The organism is Cupriavidus sp. SHE, assembly GCF_000812445.1.
In the GTDB taxonomy this organism is placed as follows: domain Bacteria; phylum Pseudomonadota; class Gammaproteobacteria; order Burkholderiales; family Burkholderiaceae; genus Cupriavidus; species Cupriavidus metallidurans.
In genome coordinates, this window is the sequence record NZ_JWMB01000056.1 from 17,122 (window position 1) to 37,863 (window position 20,742).

Below are 20,742 nucleotides of genomic sequence, written 5' to 3' on the forward strand. Positions count from 1 at the left end.
GCGGGCAGGTAGCACCGTGATCGTTCGCGTCGCGCTCAGAGCTTGCGTGCGATCAGTTCGCGCATCACTTCGTTGGCGCCGCCCACCACGCGGGACACGCGGTAGTCCGTAAAGGCCCGTGCGATCGGGTACTCGAGCATGTAGCCGTAGCCGCCGTGCAGCTGGACCATGTCGTCGATGCACTTCCACAGCGTTTCGGTCGAATGCAGCTTGGCAATGGCCGCTTCATTCACGGTGAGCTTGCGGCGCATGTGTTCGCCCAGGTAGTAGTCCACCATGGTGCGCAGCGCCACGGCATTGGCCTTGACATCGGCCAGCTTGAACTTGGTGTTCTGGAAGTCCCAGACGGTGCCGCCGAAAGCCTTGCGGTCCTTCACATATTCCAGCGTGACGCGGAGCAGGCGCTCCAGTGCCGTGGCGGCGTACAGCGCGATGATCAGGCGCTCCTGCGCCAGCTCCTGCATCAGGTAGCCGAAGCCCTGGTTTGGCTCGCCCAGCAGGTTGCCGGCCGGCACGCGCACGTTGTCGAAGAACAGTTCGGCGGTGTCGGCGGCCGGCTGGCCGACCTTGTGCAGCTTGCGGCCGCAGCGGAAACCCTCTCGGTGGGTCTCGACCAGGATCAGGCTCACGCCCCTGGCGCCGGCCGCTGGGTCGGTCTTGCAGACCAGCATGATCAGGTCTGCGCTCATGCCGTTGGAGATGAAGGTCTTGCTGCCGTTGATGACCCATTCGTCCCCGTCGCGCACCGCCGTAGTCCGGCAGGCCTTGACGTCCGAGCCGCCTCCCGGCTCGGTGATGGCAACGGCGAGGATGGTCTTGCCTGCGCAGATGTCGGGCAGCCAGCGCTGCTTCTGTTCCTCGGTACCCAGACGGTTGATGTACGGCGCGACGATGTCAGAGTGCAAAGAGAAGCCGGCCCCAGAGATGCCGGCGCGATGCATTTCTTCCAGCACCACCGCGGAGTGCCCGAAGTCGCCGCCGCCACCGCCGTACTCGGTCGGGATCGCGACGCACAACAGGCCTTCACGGCCGGCCTTGAGCCAGGTTTCGCGGTCGACGCGGCCGGCCTGGTCCCACGCCTCCTGGTGTGGCGCGCATTCGCGCTCGAAGAAGCGCCGCGCGCTGTCGCGCAGCATCTCATGGTCCTCGCGGAACACGGTACGGGTGATGTCCACAGTGATCTCCTTGCTGGTCCTGGTTGCCTGAGGGCAGGGCGGTGGTCACCGCACTCGCTGCCATTGCGGGAAATGATGGCGGCCAGCCTGTAGGCGAACGCCTCCCCGAGTTGGGTAGGGGCTGGCCCCGGTTCCGCCCCGGCGTGCAGCAGCGTGTCCGGACTACCCATATCGGGGAGGGGGGGTGGTGGGGCTCGCGGCGCATCATCTGTTCACCGAGAGCCGGCCGGATCGTTGGACCTGCCGGCTACGCCAATACCTGACAGGGAGGAGACGTCGTGGAAGTCGTTCGTAGTGTCTATCGTGAAGATCATGAGCAGTTCCGTACCACCGTGCGCCGCTTCCTGGAGCGCGAATGCGTGCCGCGCCAGGAACAATGGCTGGCCGACGGCATCGTCGACCGCGAAACCTGGCTCAAGGCCGGGCGCGAAGGGCTTCTTTGCACGGCACTGCCGACCGAGTATGGCGGCGGCGGTGGCGACTTCGGCCACGCGGCCATCATCGCGGAGGAAATGGCCTATGCCGGTGTCAGCGTGTCGTTCGGGCTGCACTCGGATATCGTGGCGCCCTACATTGCCCGCCTGGGCACGGAGGAACAGAAGCAGCGCTGGCTGCCCGACATCTGCGCGGGCAAGACCATCCTCGCCGTTGCCATCACCGAGCCAGGAGGCGGCTCGGACGTCAAGGCCTGCCGGACTACGGCGGTGCGCGACGGGGACGAATGGGTCATCAACGGCAGCAAGACCTTCATCAGCAACGGCTTTTGCTCGGACATGGTGATGGTGGTTTGCAAGACCGACCCCGCGGCCGGCGCCAGGGGCGTGAGCCTGATCCTGGTCGAGACCCACCGAGAAGGCTTCCGCCGCGGCCGCAAGCTGCACAAGGTGGGCATGCACTCGCAGGACACCGCCGAGCTGTTCTTCGACAACGTGCGCGTGCCGGCGGGCAACCTGCTGGGCGAAGTCAACAAGGGCTTCGGCTACCTGATGCACGACCTGGCACAGGAGCGGTTCATCATCGCTGTGACGGCTGCCGCCAAGATTGAACGCCTGCTGGAACAGACCATCGAGTATGTGAAGGACCGCAAGGCCTTCGGCGGCACTGTCTGGGACTTCCAGAACACCAAGTTCAAGCTGGCCGATGTCAAGGCCAATGCCGTCGCGCTGCGCACCATGGTGGACTACTACCTGGGCGAGCACATGCGCCGCCGGCTGTCAGGCGAAGAAGCCGCCATTGCCAAGCTGCACGCCACCGAAGTGCAGTGGAAATGCATTGACGACATGGTCCAGCTGCATGGCGGCTACGGCTACATGCTCGAGTATCCGATCGCCCGCGCCTTTGTCGACATGCGCGTGGCGCGCGTCTACGGCGGGTCCAATGAAGTGATGCGCGACATCATCACGCGCAAGATGTAACGACGGCGATTTCAGCGAGGAGACAACAGCGATGTCCAAGCATGTGGTGGTAGCCGGGGTCGGCATGATCCCGTTCAAGAAACCGGGTCAGAGCGATTCCTACAGCGTCATGGGCGCCACGGCGACCAGGCTCGCGCTGGAGGATGCGGGCCTGCCATATGACAGGATCCAGCAGGCCTACGTCGGCTATGTGTACGGTGACTCCACCTGCGGCCAGACCGCGCTGTACAAGGTCGGGGTGACCGGCATTCCCATTGTCAACGTCAATAACAACTGCTCCACCGGTTCCAGCGCGCTGTTCCTGGCCCGCCAGGCGGTGGAAAGCGGCGCGGTGGAATGCGCGCTGGCGCTGGGCTTCGAGTTCATGCAGCCGGGCGCACTGACGAGCGTCTGGACCGACCGTGAGCGTGCCATGGCGCGCTTCACGGAAATCTCGGCGCCGATGGTGCAGGATGCGCTCGATGCCGGGGTGCCTAGTGCACTGACGCTGTTCGGCGGCGCCGGTCGCGAGCATATGCAAAGGTACGGCACGAAGCTGGAGACTTTCGCGAAGATCCGCGCCAAGGCGAGCCGCCATGCCGCCAACAACCCGCTGGCCGTGTTCCGCACCGTGGTGACGGAGGAAGACGTGATGAACGAGAAGGTTATGTGGCCTGGCGTCATGACCCGCTCGATGGCCTGCCCGCCCACCAGCGGCGCCGCGGCCGCGATCGTCTGCACGGAAGCGTTCGCGAAGAAGCACAACATCCGCACCGATGTGCGCATCCTGGCCCAGTCGTTGACCACCGACGTGGCGCCGAGCTTCGATCCACCGTCGATGGTCGGCCTGGTTGGCTTCCATATGGCCGAGCGCGGCGCGAAGGCCGTGTACGAGGCGGCAGGCGTGAGCCCGTCGGATATCCAGGTCTGCGAACTGCACGACTGTTTCGCGCATAACGAACTGCTGACCTACGAGTCGCTGGGCTTCGCGAAGATCGGTGAGGCCGAGAAGATGGTGCTAGACGGCGACAACACCTACGGCGGAAAGGTCGTGATCAACCCGTCGGGCGGTCTGCTGAGCAAGGGCCATCCGCTGGGCGCCACCGGCCTGGCGCAGTGCTACGAACTGACCCGCCAGATCCGGGGCACGGCGGAGACGACGCAGGTGGAGCGCGTGCAGCTTGCATTGCAGCACAACCTTGGCCTCGGCGGCGCCTGCGTGGTGACGCTGTACGGCCGCGCATAAGGCCAGATCGGCGCGGGAGCGGGTGTGGCCCGCGTCCGGCCATGACTATCGAGAGGAGAACATCAGATGGCTGACAAGAGCATGATTGGGATGGACCTCGGCAAGGGGTCGATCGACGTGGAGAAAGGGCGTTTGCGCTTCTTCGCCAAGGCGACCGGCGAGACCAGTCCGGAATACGTGGATGAATCCGCTGCGCGCGACGCCGGCCATCGTTCGCTGCCAGTTCCGCCCACCTTCTTCATGTGCCTGAACAGCGATGTCGCGGCCGCTTCCGGCATCGACCGCATGAAAGTGCTGCAACTGGACCTGGGCCGCATCCTGCACGCCGAGCAGGCATTCGACTACCACCGTATGGCCTATGCCGGCGACGTCCTGCAATTCGAGACGACCCTCACCGACGTCTACGACAAGAAGGGCGGAGCGCTGCACTTCGTTGTCACCACGACGCGCGTCACCAACCAGAACGGCGAGCACGTCGCCGACATGCGCGGCACGCTCGTGGAACGTCGCGGCTGACCATCGACAAGGAGAAGAGAACCATGCAATCCCCCCGTTTCGATGACGTGAAGGTTGGCGACAAGCTGCCTGCGCTGGCATTGCCGGCGATCAACCGCACTACGCTGGCGCTCTACGCCGGTGCCTCCGGCGACCACAATCCCATTCATATCGACATCGACTTTGCCCGCAAGGCGCGCATGCCGGATGTGTTCGCGCACGGCATGCTGTCGGCCGCGTACCTTGGCCGCCTGCTGACCGGCTGGGTGCCGCAGTCGCAGGTGCGCAATGTGTCGATCCGGTTCACCGGCATCACCCATCTGGGCAACCAGCCAACCTGCACGGGCGTGGTCACCGAGAAGTACGAGGAAAGCGGCGAGAAACGTATCAAGGTCGCGCTCAAGTGCACGAACCAGTACGGCGAAGAGAAGTTGCTTGGCGAAGCCGTGGTGGCGCTGCACTGAGTCACCAGGCCGAACTGCCATCCATTCGCGGACGGGCCATGGCGTGGCCCGCCGCATCCAGCATCGAAAGGAACCATGCAATGAGCAAGCTCGCAGGAAAGTCCGCCATCGTCACCGGCTCGGGCCGTGGCATCGGCCGTGAAGTCGCAATGAAACTGGCAGCAGAAGGTGCCCGTGTGGTCGTGAACGACCTGGACGCGGATCCGGCGCAAGAAGTGGTGGAGCTGATCCGTGCAAACGGCGGCGAAGCCGTGGCCTGCGTCGGCAGCGTGACCGCGCCTGATTTTGCCGACCGCCTCATCAAGACCACGGTCGACAATTTCAAGGGCATCGACATCATCGTCAACAACGCCGGCTACACCTGGGACAACGTGATCCAGAAGATGACCGACGAGCAGTGGTACGCCATACTCGACTGCCACTTGACCGCACCGTTCCGCATTCTGCGTGCCGCACAGCCGGTCATCAGCGCCGCGGCCAAGGCCGAAGCCGCCGAAGGCCGCGAAGTCTTCCGCAAGGTCGTCAACATTTCCTCGGGTGCGGCCGGTGGCAATGCCGGGCAGTCGAACTACTCCGCCGCCAAGGCCGGCATCCTGGGCATGACCAAGACGCTGGCCAAGGAGTGGGGCCGCCTGAAGGTCAACGTCAACGCCGTGGCGTTTGGTCTGATCGAAACGCGCCTGACCCAGGCGCTGGCGGCGGACCAGAGCAAGAGCGTCAGTATCGAAGGCCGTGAGATCAAGGTCGGTGTGCAGCAGGCCATGCTCGATGGTGCCAGCCGCATGATTCCGGCCGGCCGCGCGGGCAGGGCCGAAGAGGCAGCTGGCGCTGTCTATCTGCTTTGCACGCCGGAGTCGAACTTCCTGTCCGGTCAGGTACTGTACTGTGGCGGTGGCCCTGGCGCAAACTTCTGATCGGAACCGGGCCACAGCCTTGCCTGCCGGTGGCGGGCAAGGCTCGCCTGGCTGCCAAAGCGGCCCTTCAAGAGGCTCGCTGCCGCACGTGCGGATAACGAATGCAGAGACAACGACATGTATATGACACAGGCGCTGCACCGCTCGATGCAGCAGCGACCAGACAAGGTCGCAGTACGTTTTAACGGCCGTGCGCTGACCTACGCCGAAATCGGTGATCGCGTCGCGCGGCTGGCAGGTGCGCTGCGCAAGCTGGGCGTGGCCGAAGGCGAACGTGTAGCAATGTTCTCGCTTAACTCGGCGCGCTACATCGAGTATTACATGGCGGTACCGTGGGCAGGCGCCGTGCTCAACCCTGTCAACTTCCGCTGGAGCGCGGCAGAGATCGCGTATTCGTTCAAGGACTCCGGCACTGCGGTGCTGATTGTCGACGACCCGTTCACCGAGGTTGCGCAGAAGGTCGCGGCCGAGTGCACGACCGTGCGCCACGTCATCTATGCCGGTGACGGAGAGACCCCGGCAGGCATGCTGAACTATGAAACCCTGGTTGCGGACAGCGCTCCGATGGAAGACGCCTACCGTCACGGCAACGACCTGGCGGGGATTTTCTACACCGGAGGCACCACCGGCTTCCCGAAGGGGGTGATGCTCAGCCATGCGAACCTGATCTCGTCGGCCTGCAACCAGCCGATGTCGGGGACGGTGGATGAATCCATCGTGATGATGCATGTGATGCCGATGTTCCACCTGGCATGCTTCGCGGCGATCAACGCTGTGTTCCTGGTCGGCGGCACGCATGTGGCGATATCCGCTTTCGATCCTGGCCGCATGATGGAGGGGATTGCGCAGGACAGGGTGACGGCCGTCCTGCTGGCGCCGACCATGATCCAGATGGGGCTGGACTGGATGGACCGGCATCCGGGGCGCGCGGCCGAGCTGGACCTGTCGTCGCTAAACAGCCTGCGCTATGGCGCCTCGCCGATGACCCCTGCGCTGCTGGAGCGCACCAGGCAGACCTTCCCCGCGGTGCGCTTTTCGCAGGGCTATGGCATGACCGAGCTGGCGCCGGTGGCCACGCTGCTTGGCCCGGAGTATCACGACGCGGCGGCGCAGGCGAGCGGCAAGATGTATTCGGTCGGCCGCCCGGCGCATACGGTTGAGGTCAAGGTGGTCGACGCCAAGGGCAACGAGGTCCCGCGCGGTACCGTGGGCGAGATCATCGTACGTGGCCCGAATGTGATGCTCGGCTACTGGAACCAGCCGCAGGCTACCGCAGAGGCGATCCGCAATGGCTGGATGCATACCGGCGACGGTGGGTACATGGACAAGGACGGCTTCCTGTTCCTGGTCGACCGCATGAAGGACATGATCATCAGCGGTGGCGAGAACGTCTATTCCGCCGAGGTGGAGAAGGCGCTGGCGAGTCATCCGGCCGTCGCGCAGTCGTCTGTGATCGGCGTGCCCCACGAGAAGTGGGGTGAGTCCGTGCACGCGGTGGTGGTTCTCCGGCAGGGCGAGAGCGCCACGCTCGAGTCGATCCAGTCCCATTGCCGTGAACGGATTGCCGGCTACAAGATCCCACGCAGCGTCGAGTTCGTCGATGCGCTGCCGTTGTCGAGCGTCGGCAAGGTGCTCAAGAACGAGCTGCGCAAGCGCCATTGGAAGTAGCCGCCCTCCCCGCCGGCGGCAATGCCGCAGGGGAGCAGCTTTGGCGTCCCGGGGCGCCGGCATCCCCGGGGCAACCTGCCCGTGCCGATACCGCAAGGAGTCATGAAGCGATGAGTCTGCCTTCGCGTATCTTGCCGAAGATCGTGCCGCCACGTCTGGGCAGCGGCACGACGATCCGCCAACGTCTGATTGGCAAGCTGCATGCGGCAGGTGACAGAAAACTCTTCCTGCTGACCGCTGGCGCGGGCTTCGGCAAGACGACCCTGATGGCGCAATGGCATCACCACCTGGAGCAGGCCGGCGCGCGCGTGCTGTGGGTGACGCTGGCCGCTGGCGACGGGACATTGCCGAAATTCTGTGCGGTCCTGGAAAGCGCGCTGGGTCGTGCCGGCGTGTCCGTGGCGCCGGCGAAGATGGTCACTACCGAAGATTCTTCTGACGAATTCGATCTCGCGGCAGCCCTGCTTGATGCCCTGGCACAAGCACCTGGCGAATCGTACCTGATGATCGACGACTTCCATCACGTCGGCGATCCGGCGACGGTGGGACTGGTGCAGGCCATGGCCGATGCCATGCTCCCGGGCCTGCATCTTGTGATTGCGTCTCGCACCAGGCCAGCCCTGCGGCTGGGGCGCTTGCTGGCCATGGAAGACGTGGTCGCCGTTGATGGTGCCGAACTGCTGTTCAACCTGGATGAAACGGAGGCCTTCCTGAAAGCTCGGCCGGATGTCCGGCTCGGCCCCGAGTCGGCATGGCAAATCCATGACATCACGGACGGCTGGCCGGTCGGTGTGCGCCTGGCCAGTCGGGCTATGTGCAGCCAGTTTCCGGATGGCAAGACCGCGCGCAAGTGTGTTTGCGACAGTGACAATCTCGACGCCTACCTGTCGGAAGAGGTGATTGACGAGTTGTCGCCCGAACTGCTCGACTTCGTTCTCCAGGTTTCGGTGCTGCGCTGCTTCCACGCGGATCTGGCCGCCAGCGTCACCGGATGCGCGGATGCTGCGGGGTACCTGGCTGAAATTCTCTCGCGGCATATGTTTCTGTTGCCGGTCGAGCGACGCGACGGCCAGCGGTGGTATCGCTTCCATCCCATCTTTCGCGCGTATCTCGGCAAGCGGCGCGCGCGCGTTGGCATCGATGCCAGGCCGCTTCACTACCGGGCGGCGCACTGGTTCATACAGCGCGGACGTTTTGCCGAAGCCATGCGCAGCGCGGTCCTGAGTGACGATCTCGGCCTGGTGACGCAGCTGGTAGACCGTGCTTTACCGCCGCCGCACAGCCTGGCACAACTCGGGGTCTTTTCGCGCTGGCTGGAAAGCGTCGGCTGCGAACGGCTGGCCGGCCACCCACGGCTGTTGTCCATGGGCACATGGGCCTGTGCGTTGTCGGGACGGCACGACCTGGCGGAGCAGTGGCTGCAAAGCGTGGAACAGTCGGGCTCGACCGGCACCGATGCAGCGGCTGCCCGCCATGTCCTGTTGCTCAGGGCGCTGATTGCCACCCATCGCGACGATGGTGCCGCCGCGCTGACGGCGCTGCAGGCGCTGCAGGTGCTACAGACCGATGAGCCGGGGTCCACGCCCGACGCCTTGCAGGACGTTGAGCTCGCGCTGCGTATGCGCTGGCTGTCCGTGCAGGGTCAGCATTTGCGCGCGCGCGATCTTTACCACTCGCCGGCCGCGCGCAGCACGCGTACGGGCCGCGGTGAACTTGCGCTGGTCGCGGCGGCGACCGTCGCCGGCGTGGCGATGCGCGAGGGGGACGCCCTGGAGGCCGAGCGCATCGGCGCCATGGTCCTGCGCCGCGCGCGGACCATACACGGGGACCGCTCGCTCTGTGCCGTGACCTGTACCGCCGTGATGGCGCAGGCCTGGTACGAGCTCGACCGCGTCGATGAGGCCCGCGAGGCCTTGCTGCACTGCCGGACGGCCTTGCGAGCCGCCTCTGCCGACCTGCGGCTGCGTGCGGCGCAGGTGTTCGGGCGGATCATGAGCTTGCGCGAATCACCGCAGGATGCGCTGGCCTACTTCACCAGGGCGGAAGTGCACTTCCGGGCCATTGGCGCGCACCGAGGGGTGGCATGCATGCTGGCGGAGCAGCAGCGCATTGTGTTGAGCTACGGCGATTTGCGCCATGCGCGGTCCATGCAGACTGCGCTGGACGAGATCGCCAGCACCCACGCGGACACCGACCCGCAGTTCGCCGAAGTTGGTGCCGTCGTAGCGATGTCACGCACGCGCTTGCTGCTTGCCATGGGGCTCGCGCGGGAGGCCTTGATCGCGCTGGACGCTGCCCGTCCCTTCATCGGTGCGATGAGCAGCGGCCGCCTGCTTGCCGTGAGCGATTTCCTCCAGGCCCGGGCCCTGGAGGCGCTGGGCAGGAGGGTGGAGGCGCACGCCTGCATGCAATCGGCGCTGGCAGCGTGCTATCGGCTGGGCCTGCACCGGACGCTGATCGAGGAGGGGGAGGGGCTGCACGGCATACTGCTGCGCGCAGGCGTGGGAGGGGGTGCCGCACTTGTGGAATACGTGAGGGGGCTCATGGGTGAGTGTCCGGCACTCGAAAGTGCTGGAGTGCCCTGGCCACCGATCCCCATCGAGTCGAACGACGAAGGAGGGGGCGGCGCGAACGACGATATGCCGATACCGGTGCTGACGCGCCGTGAGCTGGAAGTCATTGCGCTGCTGGAGCAATCCATGTCCAACAAGCGGATCGCACTGACGCTCAATATCAGCGTGCAGACCGTGAAGTGGAACCTCAAGAATATTTTCGTCAAGCTGCAGGTAACAAGTCGCTACGAGGCCATCATCGTGGCCCGCAAGTTTGCGCTCTGTGAACGTTGACGCGGCGCGCCGCTGGCGGAGCCCGAGTGCTGGCCGTCCCTCGCCGCCTTGAGGCCGTCCTTGAGCACGTAGACCGTCACCAGCGATGGTTGGAGGCCAGGATCAAAGCGGTTGGCGGTTGGCCCTTTTTGTTTCCAGGCGGTCACGCAGATCGGCAATGAACTTCTTTTCCCGGGGCACCTTATGGGTGCCGACGCCTGCGACTCGTCTACAATCTTGGGCCTACTCAGTCGGACCCACCATGGCCCTGTTCTCCATTACCGATGCCCAGCTGGCTTTCGGCCACGTGGCGTTGCTCGACCACACCGATTTTTCCCTTGAAGCCGGCGAACGTGTTGGCCTGATCGGCCGCAACGGCACGGGCAAGTCGTCCCTGCTGCGGATCGTGGCCGGCATGTCAGCGCCCGACGATGGCCTGATCTCCCGCCAGAGCGGCGTGACGTGCGCCTATGTGGCGCAAGAGCCGCAGTTCGCGCCGGGCTTGACCGTATTCGATGCGGTGAGCCAGGGCATGGGCGCGGCGCACGATCTGCTGCTGCGCTATGACGCCGCGCTCACCAAGCTGGAAACCCACAACGACGAGGCCACCCTGGCCGAACTGCATCGCGTGCAGGCCGAACTCGATGCCGCCGACGCCTGGCAGTTGCGCACCCGCGTGGAAACCACGCTGGCAAAGCTCGCGCTCGACCCTCATGTGCGCGTGGACGCGCTTTCTGGCGGTCTGCAGAAGCGCGTGGCGCTGGCCCAGGGTCTGGTGGCCGAGCCGGACATCCTGCTGCTCGACGAGCCGACCAACCACCTCGACGTGGAGGCCATCCGCTGGCTCGAAGACCTGCTGCTCGGGTTCCGCGGCAGCGTGCTGCTGATCACCCACGATCGCGCGTTCCTGGATCGCGTGGCAACCCGCATCGTCGAACTCGATCGGGGCCGGCTGGTTTCGTTCCCGGGCAACTTTGCCGCCTACCAGACGCGCAAGGCCGAACTGCTGGCCAACGAGGCCGTGGAGCAAGCCAAGTTCGACAAGCTGCTGGCGCAGGAAGAAGTGTGGATCCGCAAGGGCGTGGAAGCACGCCGTACCCGCAGCGTGGCGCGCGTGCAGCGGCTGGTGACGATGCGGGCGGAGCGCGCCTCGCGTCGCGAGGTGCAGGGCAACGTCAAGCTCGAAGTCTCGCAGGGCGAGCGTTCGGGCAAGATCGTGGCCGAGTTGACCAACGTGTCGAAGGCTTATGGCGACAAGGCGGTCGTGCGCGACTTCACCGCGACGATCATGCGCGGCGACAAGGTCGGCCTGATCGGGCCGAACGGCGTCGGCAAGACCACGCTGCTGCGGCTGATTCTGGGTGAACTGCCGCCCGACAGCGGCACGGTGCGCAATGGCAGCAATCTGCAGGTGGCGTACTTCGACCAGATGCGTACCTCGCTGGATCTGGAGAAGTCGCTCGCGGACACCATCAGTCCGGGCAGCGACTGGGTCGAGGTCAACGGCCAGCGCAAGCACGTGATGAGCTACCTGGGCGACTTCCTGTTCGCGCCCGAACGCGCGCGGTCACCGGTCAAGTCGCTGTCGGGCGGCGAGCGCAACCGGCTGCTGCTGGCGCGGTTGTTCGCGCGGCCCGCGAATGTGCTGGTGCTGGACGAACCGACCAACGACCTGGACATCGACACGCTCGAACTGCTGGAAGAACTGCTACAGGACTACAGCGGCACGGTGTTCCTGGTTTCGCACGATCGTGCGTTCCTGGACAATGTGGTGACCTCCACGATCGCTGCCGAAGGCGATGGCATGTGGCGCGAATCGGTAGGCGGTTACTCGGACTGGCTGGAACAGTCGGCTCGTGCGCAGGCGTTGCAGGCTGCCCGCGCTGAATCCAGGCAGGCCACGGAGGCGCCAAAGTCGGCCGCGCGCGAGGCGCGGGGCGCGAATCGCACGGTCAAGCTGTCGTACAAGGAGCAGCGCGAACTCGACAGTCTGCCGGAACGTATCCAGTCGCTGGAGACCGAGCAGAAGACCATCGGCGCGCAACTCGAGGACGGCTCGATGTACGCCACCGATCCGAAGCGGGCGGCCGATCTGGCCACACGTCACGACGAGATCGAGATGGAACTGCTTGAAGCACTCGAGCGCTGGGAAGTACTGGAGAAGAAGACGAAGGGCGAGGGCGCCTAAGCGTTGCTCCTGGTTTTCACCCTCTCTCCCACGGCGTGGGAGAGAGGGGCTGGTCGGTAGTCAATCCACTCATCCGCACCACGCCAGCACCATATTGGTCAGGTCGACCATGAACGCTGGGCGCAGGTAAGCCAGAAATCCCAGCGTCAGCAGCGCCGCCAGGGCAAGGAATCCAAGGCCCTTGGCCAGTCTCATCTCAGGCCCCCAAGGGTTGTGGACGGACTAGCGCCTGCTCGCGGATCGGCAGGTTGACTACCGCGGCCATCAAGCCCAGCGCGATCGCGATCATCCATACGGTGCTGTAACTGCCGGTCTTGTCGAACAGGTAGCCGCCCAGCCATGCGCCCAGGAAGCTGCCGATCTGGTGCGAGAAGAACACCACACCCGACAGCATCGACAGGTACTTCACGCCAAACACCTGGGCGATGATCCCGTTGGTCAGCGGTACGGTCGACAACCACAGGAAGCCCATCAGCGCCGCGAACACCCAGGTGCTGGCCGCCGTCAGCGGCATCAGCAGGTAGCCGGCGATCACCACCGAGCGCGCGATATAGATGAACGACAGCAGGTAGCGCTTGGGCATCCGCTGGCCCATCGACCCGGCCGTATAGGTGCCGAACACGTTGAACAGGCCGATCAGCGCCAGCGCCACCGTGGCGACCTTGGGATCGGTGAAGCCCCGGTCCTTGAGGTAAGGGGCCAGATGCACGCCGATGAACACCACCTGGAAGCCGCAGACGAAGTAGCCGAGTGTCAGCAACTGGAAATTGCGGTTACCGAATGCCTCGCGCGTCGCTTCGCCGATGGTCTGGTGATGGCCGGTGGTCGTCGCGACCATCTTCGGTTCCCGCAGCGTCAGCGCCAGAGGCAGCATGAAACATGCGAGGAATGCCAGGATGAACAGCGCGTTTTGCCAGCCCATGGTGGAAATCAGTGTCTGTTCCACCGGAATCATCAGGAACTGACCGAAAGACCCGGCCGCTGCTGCGATGCCCATGGCCCAGACGCGCTTCTCCGCGCTGGCCACGCGGCCGATCACGCCATAGACCACGCTGTACGTGGTGCCGGACTGCGCGATGCCGATCAGCACCCCGGCGCCCGTGGCAAAGGCGGTGCCGCTGGTGGCCAGTCCCATGACGATCAGCCCGGCCACATAGAGCGCCACGCCGATGATCATGATGCGCAGGGCGCCGAACTTGTCGGCCAGCGCGCCGGTGATCGGCTGGCTGGCGCCCCACATCAGGTTCTGCAGCGCCAGGGCAAAGGCGAAGGTCTCCCGGCTCCAGCCATGGGTTTGTGTGATCGGCAGGTTGAACAGGCCAAAGCCATGCCGGATGCCCATCGAGAGCGTCACGAGCAGCCCACCGCACACTAGGACGGTGGTCAGGGAGAGTTTGCGGTCAGTCATGTCGGGCTCGGTAGGTATTGTTTCTATTGTTATGTCGACGGCTGCTATAGCGACTGCGGAGGTGCCGTATGCGCGGTCCGGCGAGTTTACTCCGCGCCATTCAATCTTGCCGGCACGGGATTCGTGCCGCGCCCATCCATTACAATGCTGCGCATTCCGGCCGCCGACGGCCGGGCGTCCCACTTTCCGCAAAACGACTCCATGGCGAGCAAAACCAGTCAGTACAGCGAATCTTCCATCCGGGTCCTGAAGGGTCTGGAGCCGGTCAAGCAACGGCCCGGCATGTACACCCGTACCGATAACCCCCTGCATGTCGTGCAGGAGGTGATCGACAACGCGTCCGACGAAGCGCTCGGCGGCTACGGCACCGAAATCCTGGTCACGCTGCATCGCGACGGCAGCATCAGCGTGGAAGACGATGGCCGCGGCATCCCGGTGGGCATCCACCCGGAAGAGCAGGTGCCGGTGGTGGAGATCGTCTTCACCCGCCTGCACGCGGGCGGCAAGTTCGACAAGGGCAAGGGCGGCGCCTACGCGTTCTCGGGCGGCCTGCATGGCGTGGGCGTGTCGGTGACCAACGCGCTGGCCACGCGCCTGGACGTCACGGTCTGGCGCGATGGGGCGGTGTCCACGCTGACGTTTGAGCATGGCGGCGAAGTGACCCGCCCGCTGGCGACCCGCAAGATCGAGCGCGGCGAGAAGAAGAGCGGCACGCGCGTGCAGGTGTGGCCGGACGCGAAGTATTTCGATTCGGCCGCAATCCCGATGGCCGAACTGCAGCGCCTGCTGCGCAGCAAGGCCGTGCTGCTGCCGGGCGTGAAGGTCACGCTGGTGCTCGAGAAGACTGGCGAGCAGACCGTGTGGCAGTACGAACAGGGCCTGAAGGGCTATCTGGTCGAGGCCCTGGCCCAGGGCAGCGGCGCTGAACTCGTGATCCCGATGTTCGAGGGCGAGCACTTTGCCGACCCGGACAAGAACGCCGGCGAGGAAGGCTTTGCCGAAGGCGAAGGCGCGTCGTGGGTGGTGGCGTGGACCGAGGAAGGCGCGCCGGTGCGCGAATCCTACGTCAACCTGATTCCCACGCCAGCCGGCGGCACGCACGAATCCGGCCTGCGCGAAGGCCTGTTCCTGGCCGTGAAGAGCTTTATCGAGATGCACTCGCTGCAGCCAAAGGGCGTAAAGCTGATGAGCGAAGACGTGTTCGCGCGCGCATCGTTCGTGCTGTCGGCCAAGGTGCTCGATCCGCAGTTCCAGGGCCAGATCAAGGAGCGCCTGAACAGCCGTGACGCCGTGCGTCTGGTTTCCACGTTCAGCCGTCCGGCGCTCGAACTCTGGCTCAACCATCATGTCGATTTCGGCAAGAAGCTGGCGGAACTGGTGATTCGCCAGGCTCAGGCCCGCACGCGTGCCGCGCAGAAGGTCGAGAAAAAGAAGGGCTCCGGCGTGGCCGTGCTGCCCGGCAAGCTGACCGATTGCGAATCGACCGATGTCGAGCGCAACGAGATCTTCCTGGTGGAGGGCGACTCCGCCGGTGGTTCGGCCAAAATGGGCCGCGACAAGGAATTCCAGGCCATCCTGCCGCTGCGCGGCAAGGTGCTCAATACCTGGGAGACCGAGCGCGACCGCCTGTTCGCCAACAACGAAGTGCATGACATCGCGGTGGCGATCGGCGTCGACCCGCATGGCCCGGACGACGAGCCCGACCTGTCGAACCTGCGGTACGGCAAGATCTGCATTCTGTCCGATGCGGACGTCGACGGGGCGCACATCCAGGTGCTGCTGCTGACGCTGTTCTTCCGCCACTTCCCGAAGCTGATGGCGAACGGCAACGTCTGCGTGGCACGCCCGCCACTGTTCCGCGTGGATGCACCGGCGCGTGGCAAGAAGCCGGCGCAGAAGCTCTATGCGCTCGACGAAGGCGAGCTTGAAGCCATCCAGGACAAGTTGCTCAAGGATGGCGTCAAGGAAGGCGCGTGGCAGATTTCGCGCTTCAAGGGCCTTGGCGAGATGAGCGCCGGGCAGCTCTGGGAGACGACGATGAATCCCGATACGCGCCGGCTGCTGCCGGTGTCGCTGGGCGAGTTCGACATGCCGCAGACCGTCACCATGATGAATATGCTGATGGGCAAGGGCGAAGCCTCGCAACGACGCAGCTGGCTGGAAGAGAAGGGCAACGAAGTGGAGGCCGACATCTGACGGCGATGCGCAAATGAGGCAGGGCAGCAACAACATCGAACGATTCGGTCGATTCCGCCGATCTGGGCGGATGGTGGCGCGGGTGGCAGCGCGGGTGGCAGGAATGCTTGCCGCGCTGGCGTCGCTCTGCCTTGCCGCGCCCGCCCATGCGGAGCTCTGGGGCTTTATCGACGCCGATGGCGTGGCGCACTTTGCCGATGCGAAGCTCGATGCGCGCTACAAGCTGTTCATGAAGGATGGCGGCAGCTTCGATTCGAGCAACATGCGCAGTCTGCCTCGGGGTGGCCTGCCCGGCGGCAAGCTGGACCCCGAACGCGAGAAGCTGTACCGCTACGTGCTCAACCATCCGAACCTGGCGATGGTCGATCCGATCATCCAGAAGGCGGCTGCGGCGCAGAACGTGGACCCGGCACTGGTCAAGGCCGTGATGGCCGTGGAGAGCGGCTTCAATCCGACGGCGGTGTCGCCGAAGGGCGCGATCGGGCTGATGCAGGTGATTCCGGACACGGGCGCGCGCTTCGGCATCGCCGCCGACAAGCGCGGGACCGTGGAGCAGAAACTGGCCGATCCGCGTCTGAACATCACCGCCGGTGTGCGGTACCTGCGCTGGCTGATGGAGTTGTTCCCGAACAACCTGGAGCTGGTGCTGGCCGCTTACAACGCCGGTGAGGGCGCCGTGCAACGCTACAACAACCAGATCCCACCATATCCCGAGACGCAGCAGTATGTCGCCACGGTGCTGGAGTTCTATCGCCTGTACCAGCCGGGCGAGGCGTCCGGGGCGCGCGTGGTGCGGACCGGCATGGCGGCCGAGCGGGTCAGGATGGTGATCGGCGGTCGCCGGCCCATGCCCTGACATGCGGGCGCCTGATGCCGCTTCCTGAGATGGATTTGCCACGCGGCCAGAGGTTGCGGCGGTATCGCCATCTACTTCCTTTAGAATCCCACGCTGACTGCAACAGCCGGCTGCCGGGCGCGCAGGTGCCTGCCGGGCCGAAATCTTGCCAAACATGGATCAACCAGACATTACGTTTCAGGCCGACGAGCCTGCCGATTCGCTGACGCTTGCTCGCTACGCCGAGCGCGCCTATCTCGACTACGCCGTGAGCGTGGTCAAGGGCCGCGCGCTGCCCGAAGTGGCCGACGGCCAGAAGCCCGTGCAGCGCCGCATCCTCTTCGCCATGCAGGCGATGGGGCTGCGTGCCGATGCCAAGCCCGTGAAGTCCGCCCGTGTGGTCGGCGAGGTGCTCGGTAAGTTCCACCCGCACGGCGACCAGTCTGCCTATGACGCCCTGGTGCGCCTGGCACAGGACTTCTCGCTGCGCTATCCGCTGATCGACGGCCAGGGCAACTTCGGCTCGCGCGATGGCGATGGCGCTGCGGCCATGCGTTACACGGAAGCCCGCCTGACGCCGATCTCGCGCCTGCTGCTCGATGAGATCGACATGGGCACGGTGGACTTCCTGCCGAACTACGACGGTTCGGAAGAAGAGCCGAAGCTGTTGCCCGCGCGACTGCCGTTCGTGCTGCTGAACGGCGCATCGGGCATCGCGGTGGGTATGGCCACGGAAATTCCGCCGCACAATCTGCGCGAAGTGGCAGGTGCCACGGTAGCGATGATCCGCAATCCGAATATCTCGCTGGCGGACCTGCTGGCCCTGATGCCGGGGCCGGACTACCCGGGCGGCGGCCAGATCATTTCGCCGGCGTCGGAGATCGCCCAGATCTACGAAAGCGGCCGTGGCAGCCTGAAGGTGCGCGCGCGCTGGACCATCGAGGAAATGGCGCGGGGCCAGTGGCAGATGGTGGTGACCGAACTGCCGCCGGGCACGTCGGCGCAGAAGGTGCTCGAGGAAATCGAGGAAATCACCAACCCGAAGATCCGCACCGGCAAGAAGGCGCTGACGCCCGAGCAGACCCAGCTCAAGACGACGATGCTGTCCGTGCTCGACGCGGTGCGCGACGAGTCGGGCAAGGATGCGCCGGTTCGCCTGGTGTTCGAGCCCAAGAGCAAGAACACCGAGCAGCAGGACTTCATCCAGACGCTGCTCGCGCATACGAGCCTGGAATCGGGCGCGCCGATCAACCTGGTGATGATCGGCACCGATGGCCGTCCGCGCCAGAAGGGGCTGCAGGAAATCCTGCGCGAGTGGATCGAGTTCCGCTTTGCCACGGTGACGCGCCGCACGCGCTTCCAGCTGACCAAGGTGGAGGACCGCATCCACATCCTGGAAGGCCGGATGCTGGTGCTGCTGAACATCGACGAGGTGATCCGCATCATCCGCGAAAGCGATGAGCCGAAGCCCGCGCTGATCGAGGCGTTCCGCCTGAGCGACCGCCAGGCTGAGGACATCCTGGAAATCCGCCTGCGCCAGCTGGCGCGCCTGGAAGCGATCAAGATCGAACAGGAACTGGCGAAGCTGCGCGACGAGCAGGCCGAACTGGACGTGCTGCTGAAGTCCGAGACGATGATGCGCCGTCGCATCATCAAGGAAATCGAGCAGGACGCGAAGCAGTACAGCCCGGAAGACAAGGATCCGCGCCGCACGCTGATCCAGGAGGCCAGCCGTGCCGCCGCCGAGGTGAAGGTGATCGACGAGCCGGTGACGGTCATCGTGTCGGGCAAGGGCTGGGTGCGCACGCGTCAGGGCCACGGCCACGATGCGTCGCAGTTCACATTCAAGGCGGGCGACAACCTCTACGGCACCTTCGAATGCCGCACCATCGACACGTTGCTGGCGTTCGGCAGCAACGGCCGCGTGTACTCGGTGGCCGTATCGGGCCTGCCGGGCGGGCGGGGCGATGGCGTGCCTGTGACGACGCTGATCGACCTGGCCGCCGGCACGCAGATCGCGCATACGTTCGCCGGTGCCGCCGAACAACGGATGCTGATCGCCACGGCGGGTGGCAATGGCTTTGTGACCAAGGTTGGCGACATGATCGGCCGCCAGAAGGCAGGCAAGGCCTTCGTCACGCTGGACGAGGGTGACATGCTGCTGGCCCCAACGCCGGTTGGTGAGGAGTGCACGCATGTGGCCTGCTTCTCGGCCAATGGCCGACTGCTGCTGGCGGCGCTGGACGAGGTCAAGGTGCTGTCGGCCGGTGGCCGCGGCGTGATCCTGATGGAGCTGGAACCGAAGGAAACGCTGATGCAGGCGGTGGCCGTGGGCGCGCCGGGCCTGATGATCTCGGGCATCGGCGTTCGTGGCGGCAAGGTGCCGCCGCAGAAGCTGGCCGGCAAGACGCTGATCCCTTACGTGGGCAAGCGCGCCCGCAAGGGCAAGGCGATCGAGCCGCGCCTCAAGGAAGTGAAGATCGAGCCGGTAAAGGCTGGGGAGTAAAGGGGAACGGCGTCGGTGACTCCGGCGCTGGTCCTCTGATTCTCTGATCCGGCCCCTCTCCTGCTGGGCGGGAGAGGGGAGCGAACCCTCGGCATGTGAGTTGCTGTCGGGGCTCTCACCTCTCCGGCCCCACGGGACAGAGCAAGTCGCATAATCCGCGACACCGCACGCATCACTCCCATCCTGCGGCATCGCCAATCGAGACCCCCTCTTTCCAATCCGTGATGACCCCGCGTGCGTGCCGCCGTGCAGGATTGCCGTACCATGTCGGCTGCCCCCAATTCCTCCAGTGCGAGGGCATAAGAAGATCATCACGACCATGTCCTCCACGCCGATTCCCGTTGAGTCCGAGCTTGCGCCGGCTCCCACGCCCCGTACGTTGTTCATCGAATTTGCTCGCATGGGGCTGTCAGGGTTTGGCGGCGTCCTGCCATTCGTGCGACGGTCCGTCGTCGAACGCAACCGCTGGCTCAATGACCGCGATTTCGTCGAGATCCTGAGCCTCGGGCAGGTGCTGCCGGGGCCGAACGTGATCAACCTGGCCTTGATGCTCGGGCTGCGCTTCGCCGGACTGCGCGGCGCGTTGGCCGCATTCGCCGGACTGGTGCTGATGCCGTTGGTCGTGGTGCTCTGCGCGATGGGCCTGTACCTGCGCTTCCAGGATGTGACTGCCGTGCGGCAGATGCTGGCGGGCATGACCGCGGTGGCGGCGGGGCTGGTGCTGTCGACGGGCGTGAAGCTGGCGCAGAGCCAGCCGCGCACCGTGCGCGCGATTGCTGTCGGGGTTGCCGCGTTCGTTGCGATCGGCCTGCTGCGCTGGCCGCTGTTGCCGGTGATGGCCGTGCTGGTGCCCGTTGCGCTGGTGCTCGAATACCGCGCGATGCGCAAGGGGGGCGCATGACTTCGCCCGAGATCCTGCGCAGCCTGCTTGGCCACTTCGGCATGCTCTCGTTGCTGGCTGTCGGTGGCGGCGGTTCCGTGATTCCCGACATGCATCGCTTCCTGGTCGAAGCGAATGGCTGGATGAGCGATGAGCAATTTGCCGCGCTCTATGCCATCTCGCAGGCGTCTCCCGGGCCCAACATTCTGTTTGTGGCGCTGTTCGGCTGGCAGGTGGCCGGGCCGGCCGGCGCGTTCGCGTCGATGGCCGGCATCTGCGGGCCGTCGAGCGTCATCGCGCTCGGGTTCGAATACTTCGCGGGCCGTTCGCCGCACGCGGTATGGCCAGGCCTGATCCGACGCGGCCTGTCTGCATTGACCATCGGCCTGCTCATGTCCACGGGTTGGGTGCTGGCCGGCAGCGTGGACCATAGCTGGACGGCCGCGCTCGTGACGCTGGTGACGGTGGGGCTGATGCTGAAGACGAAGGTGCACCCGCTGGCGCTGGTGGCGCTTGGCGCCGGGGCAGGGCTTCTGGGGCTGGTCTGA

16 protein-coding genes are annotated in these 20,742 nt (G+C 65.3%); 13 read left to right on the forward strand and 3 right to left on the reverse strand.

What is annotated here, in order from left to right:
• Nucleotides 1–35 precede the first annotated feature (35 nt).
• Nucleotides 36–1,175 carry an acyl-CoA dehydrogenase family protein gene (locus tag RN01_RS26395; RefSeq protein ID WP_017513655.1) on the reverse strand — a complete coding sequence of 380 codons (1,140 nt, stop codon included), beginning with the start codon at nucleotides 1,173–1,175 and terminating at the stop codon, nucleotides 36–38.
• A 278-nt stretch (nucleotides 1,176–1,453) separates the two neighbouring features.
• Between RN01_RS26395 and RN01_RS26400 the strand changes: the two genes are divergently transcribed.
• From RN01_RS26400 to RN01_RS26435, 8 genes are all read left to right on the forward strand, one after another.
• Entirely contained in the window at nucleotides 1,454–2,590 is a 1,137-nt protein-coding gene (locus RN01_RS26400) for an acyl-CoA dehydrogenase family protein (RefSeq protein ID WP_017513656.1), read from the forward strand.
• Nucleotides 2,591–2,621: 31 nt separating this feature from the next.
• Nucleotides 2,622–3,815: a lipid-transfer protein gene (locus RN01_RS26405; protein ID WP_017513657.1), complete on the forward strand. Its 1,194-nt coding sequence runs from the start codon at nucleotides 2,622–2,624 to the stop codon at nucleotides 3,813–3,815.
• Nucleotides 3,816–3,881: 66 nt separating this feature from the next.
• Nucleotides 3,882–4,331, forward strand: coding sequence for a MaoC family dehydratase N-terminal domain-containing protein (locus RN01_RS26410; RefSeq protein ID WP_011517104.1), 450 nt, complete (start codon nucleotides 3,882–3,884; stop codon nucleotides 4,329–4,331).
• A gap of 23 nt (nucleotides 4,332–4,354) precedes the next feature.
• Nucleotides 4,355–4,774, forward strand: coding sequence for a MaoC family dehydratase (locus RN01_RS26415; protein WP_017513658.1), 420 nt, complete (start codon nucleotides 4,355–4,357; stop codon nucleotides 4,772–4,774).
• An 80-nt stretch (nucleotides 4,775–4,854) separates the two neighbouring features.
• Complete coding sequence (locus RN01_RS26420) at nucleotides 4,855–5,688, forward strand: SDR family NAD(P)-dependent oxidoreductase (protein ID WP_024569933.1); 834 nt, start codon at nucleotides 4,855–4,857, stop codon at nucleotides 5,686–5,688.
• Nucleotides 5,689–5,805: 117 nt separating this feature from the next.
• On the forward strand, nucleotides 5,806–7,356 hold the full coding sequence (locus RN01_RS26425; protein WP_024569932.1) for a long-chain-fatty-acid--CoA ligase: 1,551 nt from the start codon (nucleotides 5,806–5,808) through the stop codon (nucleotides 7,354–7,356).
• A gap of 131 nt (nucleotides 7,357–7,487) precedes the next feature.
• Nucleotides 7,488–10,202 (forward strand): LuxR C-terminal-related transcriptional regulator, encoded by a 2,715-nt coding sequence (locus tag RN01_RS26430; protein ID WP_160171253.1) that lies wholly within the window; start codon nucleotides 7,488–7,490, stop codon nucleotides 10,200–10,202.
• 241 nt (nucleotides 10,203–10,443) lie between these two features.
• Complete coding sequence (locus RN01_RS26435) at nucleotides 10,444–12,369, forward strand: ATP-binding cassette domain-containing protein (RefSeq protein WP_017514490.1); 1,926 nt, start codon at nucleotides 10,444–10,446, stop codon at nucleotides 12,367–12,369.
• A 69-nt stretch (nucleotides 12,370–12,438) separates the two neighbouring features.
• On the opposite strand, the gene RN01_RS34950 is transcribed toward RN01_RS26435, so the two are convergent.
• Both RN01_RS34950 and RN01_RS26440 read right to left on the reverse strand, forming a co-directional pair.
• Nucleotides 12,439–12,564: a hypothetical protein gene (locus RN01_RS34950; RefSeq protein ID WP_008649954.1), complete on the reverse strand. Its 126-nt coding sequence runs from the start codon at nucleotides 12,562–12,564 to the stop codon at nucleotides 12,439–12,441.
• Between the two features lies 1 nt (nucleotide 12,565).
• Nucleotides 12,566–13,777, reverse strand: coding sequence for an MFS transporter (locus RN01_RS26440; protein WP_024569930.1), 1,212 nt, complete (start codon nucleotides 13,775–13,777; stop codon nucleotides 12,566–12,568).
• 201 nt (nucleotides 13,778–13,978) lie between these two features.
• Between RN01_RS26440 and RN01_RS26445 the strand changes: the two genes are divergently transcribed.
• The 5 genes from RN01_RS26445 to RN01_RS26465 all read left to right on the forward strand — a co-directional run bounded on the left by RN01_RS26445 (nucleotide 13,979) and on the right by RN01_RS26465 (nucleotide 20,742).
• Nucleotides 13,979–15,973 (forward strand): DNA topoisomerase IV subunit B, encoded by a 1,995-nt coding sequence (locus tag RN01_RS26445; RefSeq protein ID WP_008649957.1) that lies wholly within the window; start codon nucleotides 13,979–13,981, stop codon nucleotides 15,971–15,973.
• A 70-nt stretch (nucleotides 15,974–16,043) separates the two neighbouring features.
• Complete coding sequence (locus RN01_RS26450) at nucleotides 16,044–16,829, forward strand: lytic transglycosylase domain-containing protein (RefSeq protein WP_029700226.1); 786 nt, start codon at nucleotides 16,044–16,046, stop codon at nucleotides 16,827–16,829.
• A 154-nt stretch (nucleotides 16,830–16,983) separates the two neighbouring features.
• On the forward strand, nucleotides 16,984–19,314 hold the full coding sequence (gene parC / locus RN01_RS26455; RefSeq protein WP_024569929.1) for a DNA topoisomerase IV subunit A: 2,331 nt from the start codon (nucleotides 16,984–16,986) through the stop codon (nucleotides 19,312–19,314).
• Between the two features lie 319 nt (nucleotides 19,315–19,633).
• Nucleotides 19,634–20,215: a chromate transporter gene (locus RN01_RS26460; RefSeq protein ID WP_011517094.1), complete on the forward strand. Its 582-nt coding sequence runs from the start codon at nucleotides 19,634–19,636 to the stop codon at nucleotides 20,213–20,215.
• Nucleotides 20,212–20,742: a chromate transporter gene (locus RN01_RS26465; protein ID WP_008649963.1), complete on the forward strand. Its 531-nt coding sequence runs from the start codon at nucleotides 20,212–20,214 to the stop codon at nucleotides 20,740–20,742. Before RN01_RS26460 ends, RN01_RS26465 begins: the two co-directional genes overlap by 4 nt.

Bases quoted from the DNA above. Each gene is read 5' to 3' on its own strand.
- RN01_RS26405 (WP_017513657.1), top strand. From the start codon at position 2,622: ATGTCCAAGCATGTGGTGGTAGCCGGGGTCGGCATGATCCCGTTCAAG.
- RN01_RS26445 (WP_008649957.1), top strand. From the start codon at position 13,979: ATGGCGAGCAAAACCAGTCAGTACAGCGAATCTTCCATCCGGGTCCTG.
- RN01_RS26435 (WP_017514490.1), top strand. From the start codon at position 10,444: ATGGCCCTGTTCTCCATTACCGATGCCCAGCTGGCTTTCGGCCACGTG.
- RN01_RS26465 (WP_008649963.1), top strand. From the start codon at position 20,212: ATGACTTCGCCCGAGATCCTGCGCAGCCTGCTTGGCCACTTCGGCATG.
- parC (WP_024569929.1), top strand. From the start codon at position 16,984: ATGGATCAACCAGACATTACGTTTCAGGCCGACGAGCCTGCCGATTCG.
- RN01_RS26450 (WP_029700226.1), top strand. From the start codon at position 16,044: ATGGTGGCGCGGGTGGCAGCGCGGGTGGCAGGAATGCTTGCCGCGCTG.
- RN01_RS26440 (WP_024569930.1), bottom strand. From the start codon at position 13,777: ATGACTGACCGCAAACTCTCCCTGACCACCGTCCTAGTGTGCGGTGGG.
- RN01_RS26460 (WP_011517094.1), top strand. From the start codon at position 19,634: ATGTCCTCCACGCCGATTCCCGTTGAGTCCGAGCTTGCGCCGGCTCCC.
- RN01_RS26410 (WP_011517104.1), top strand. From the start codon at position 3,882: ATGGCTGACAAGAGCATGATTGGGATGGACCTCGGCAAGGGGTCGATC.
- RN01_RS26420 (WP_024569933.1), top strand. From the start codon at position 4,855: ATGAGCAAGCTCGCAGGAAAGTCCGCCATCGTCACCGGCTCGGGCCGT.
- RN01_RS34950 (WP_008649954.1), bottom strand. From the start codon at position 12,564: ATGAGACTGGCCAAGGGCCTTGGATTCCTTGCCCTGGCGGCGCTGCTG.
- RN01_RS26415 (WP_017513658.1), top strand. From the start codon at position 4,355: ATGCAATCCCCCCGTTTCGATGACGTGAAGGTTGGCGACAAGCTGCCT.
- RN01_RS26425 (WP_024569932.1), top strand. From the start codon at position 5,806: ATGTATATGACACAGGCGCTGCACCGCTCGATGCAGCAGCGACCAGAC.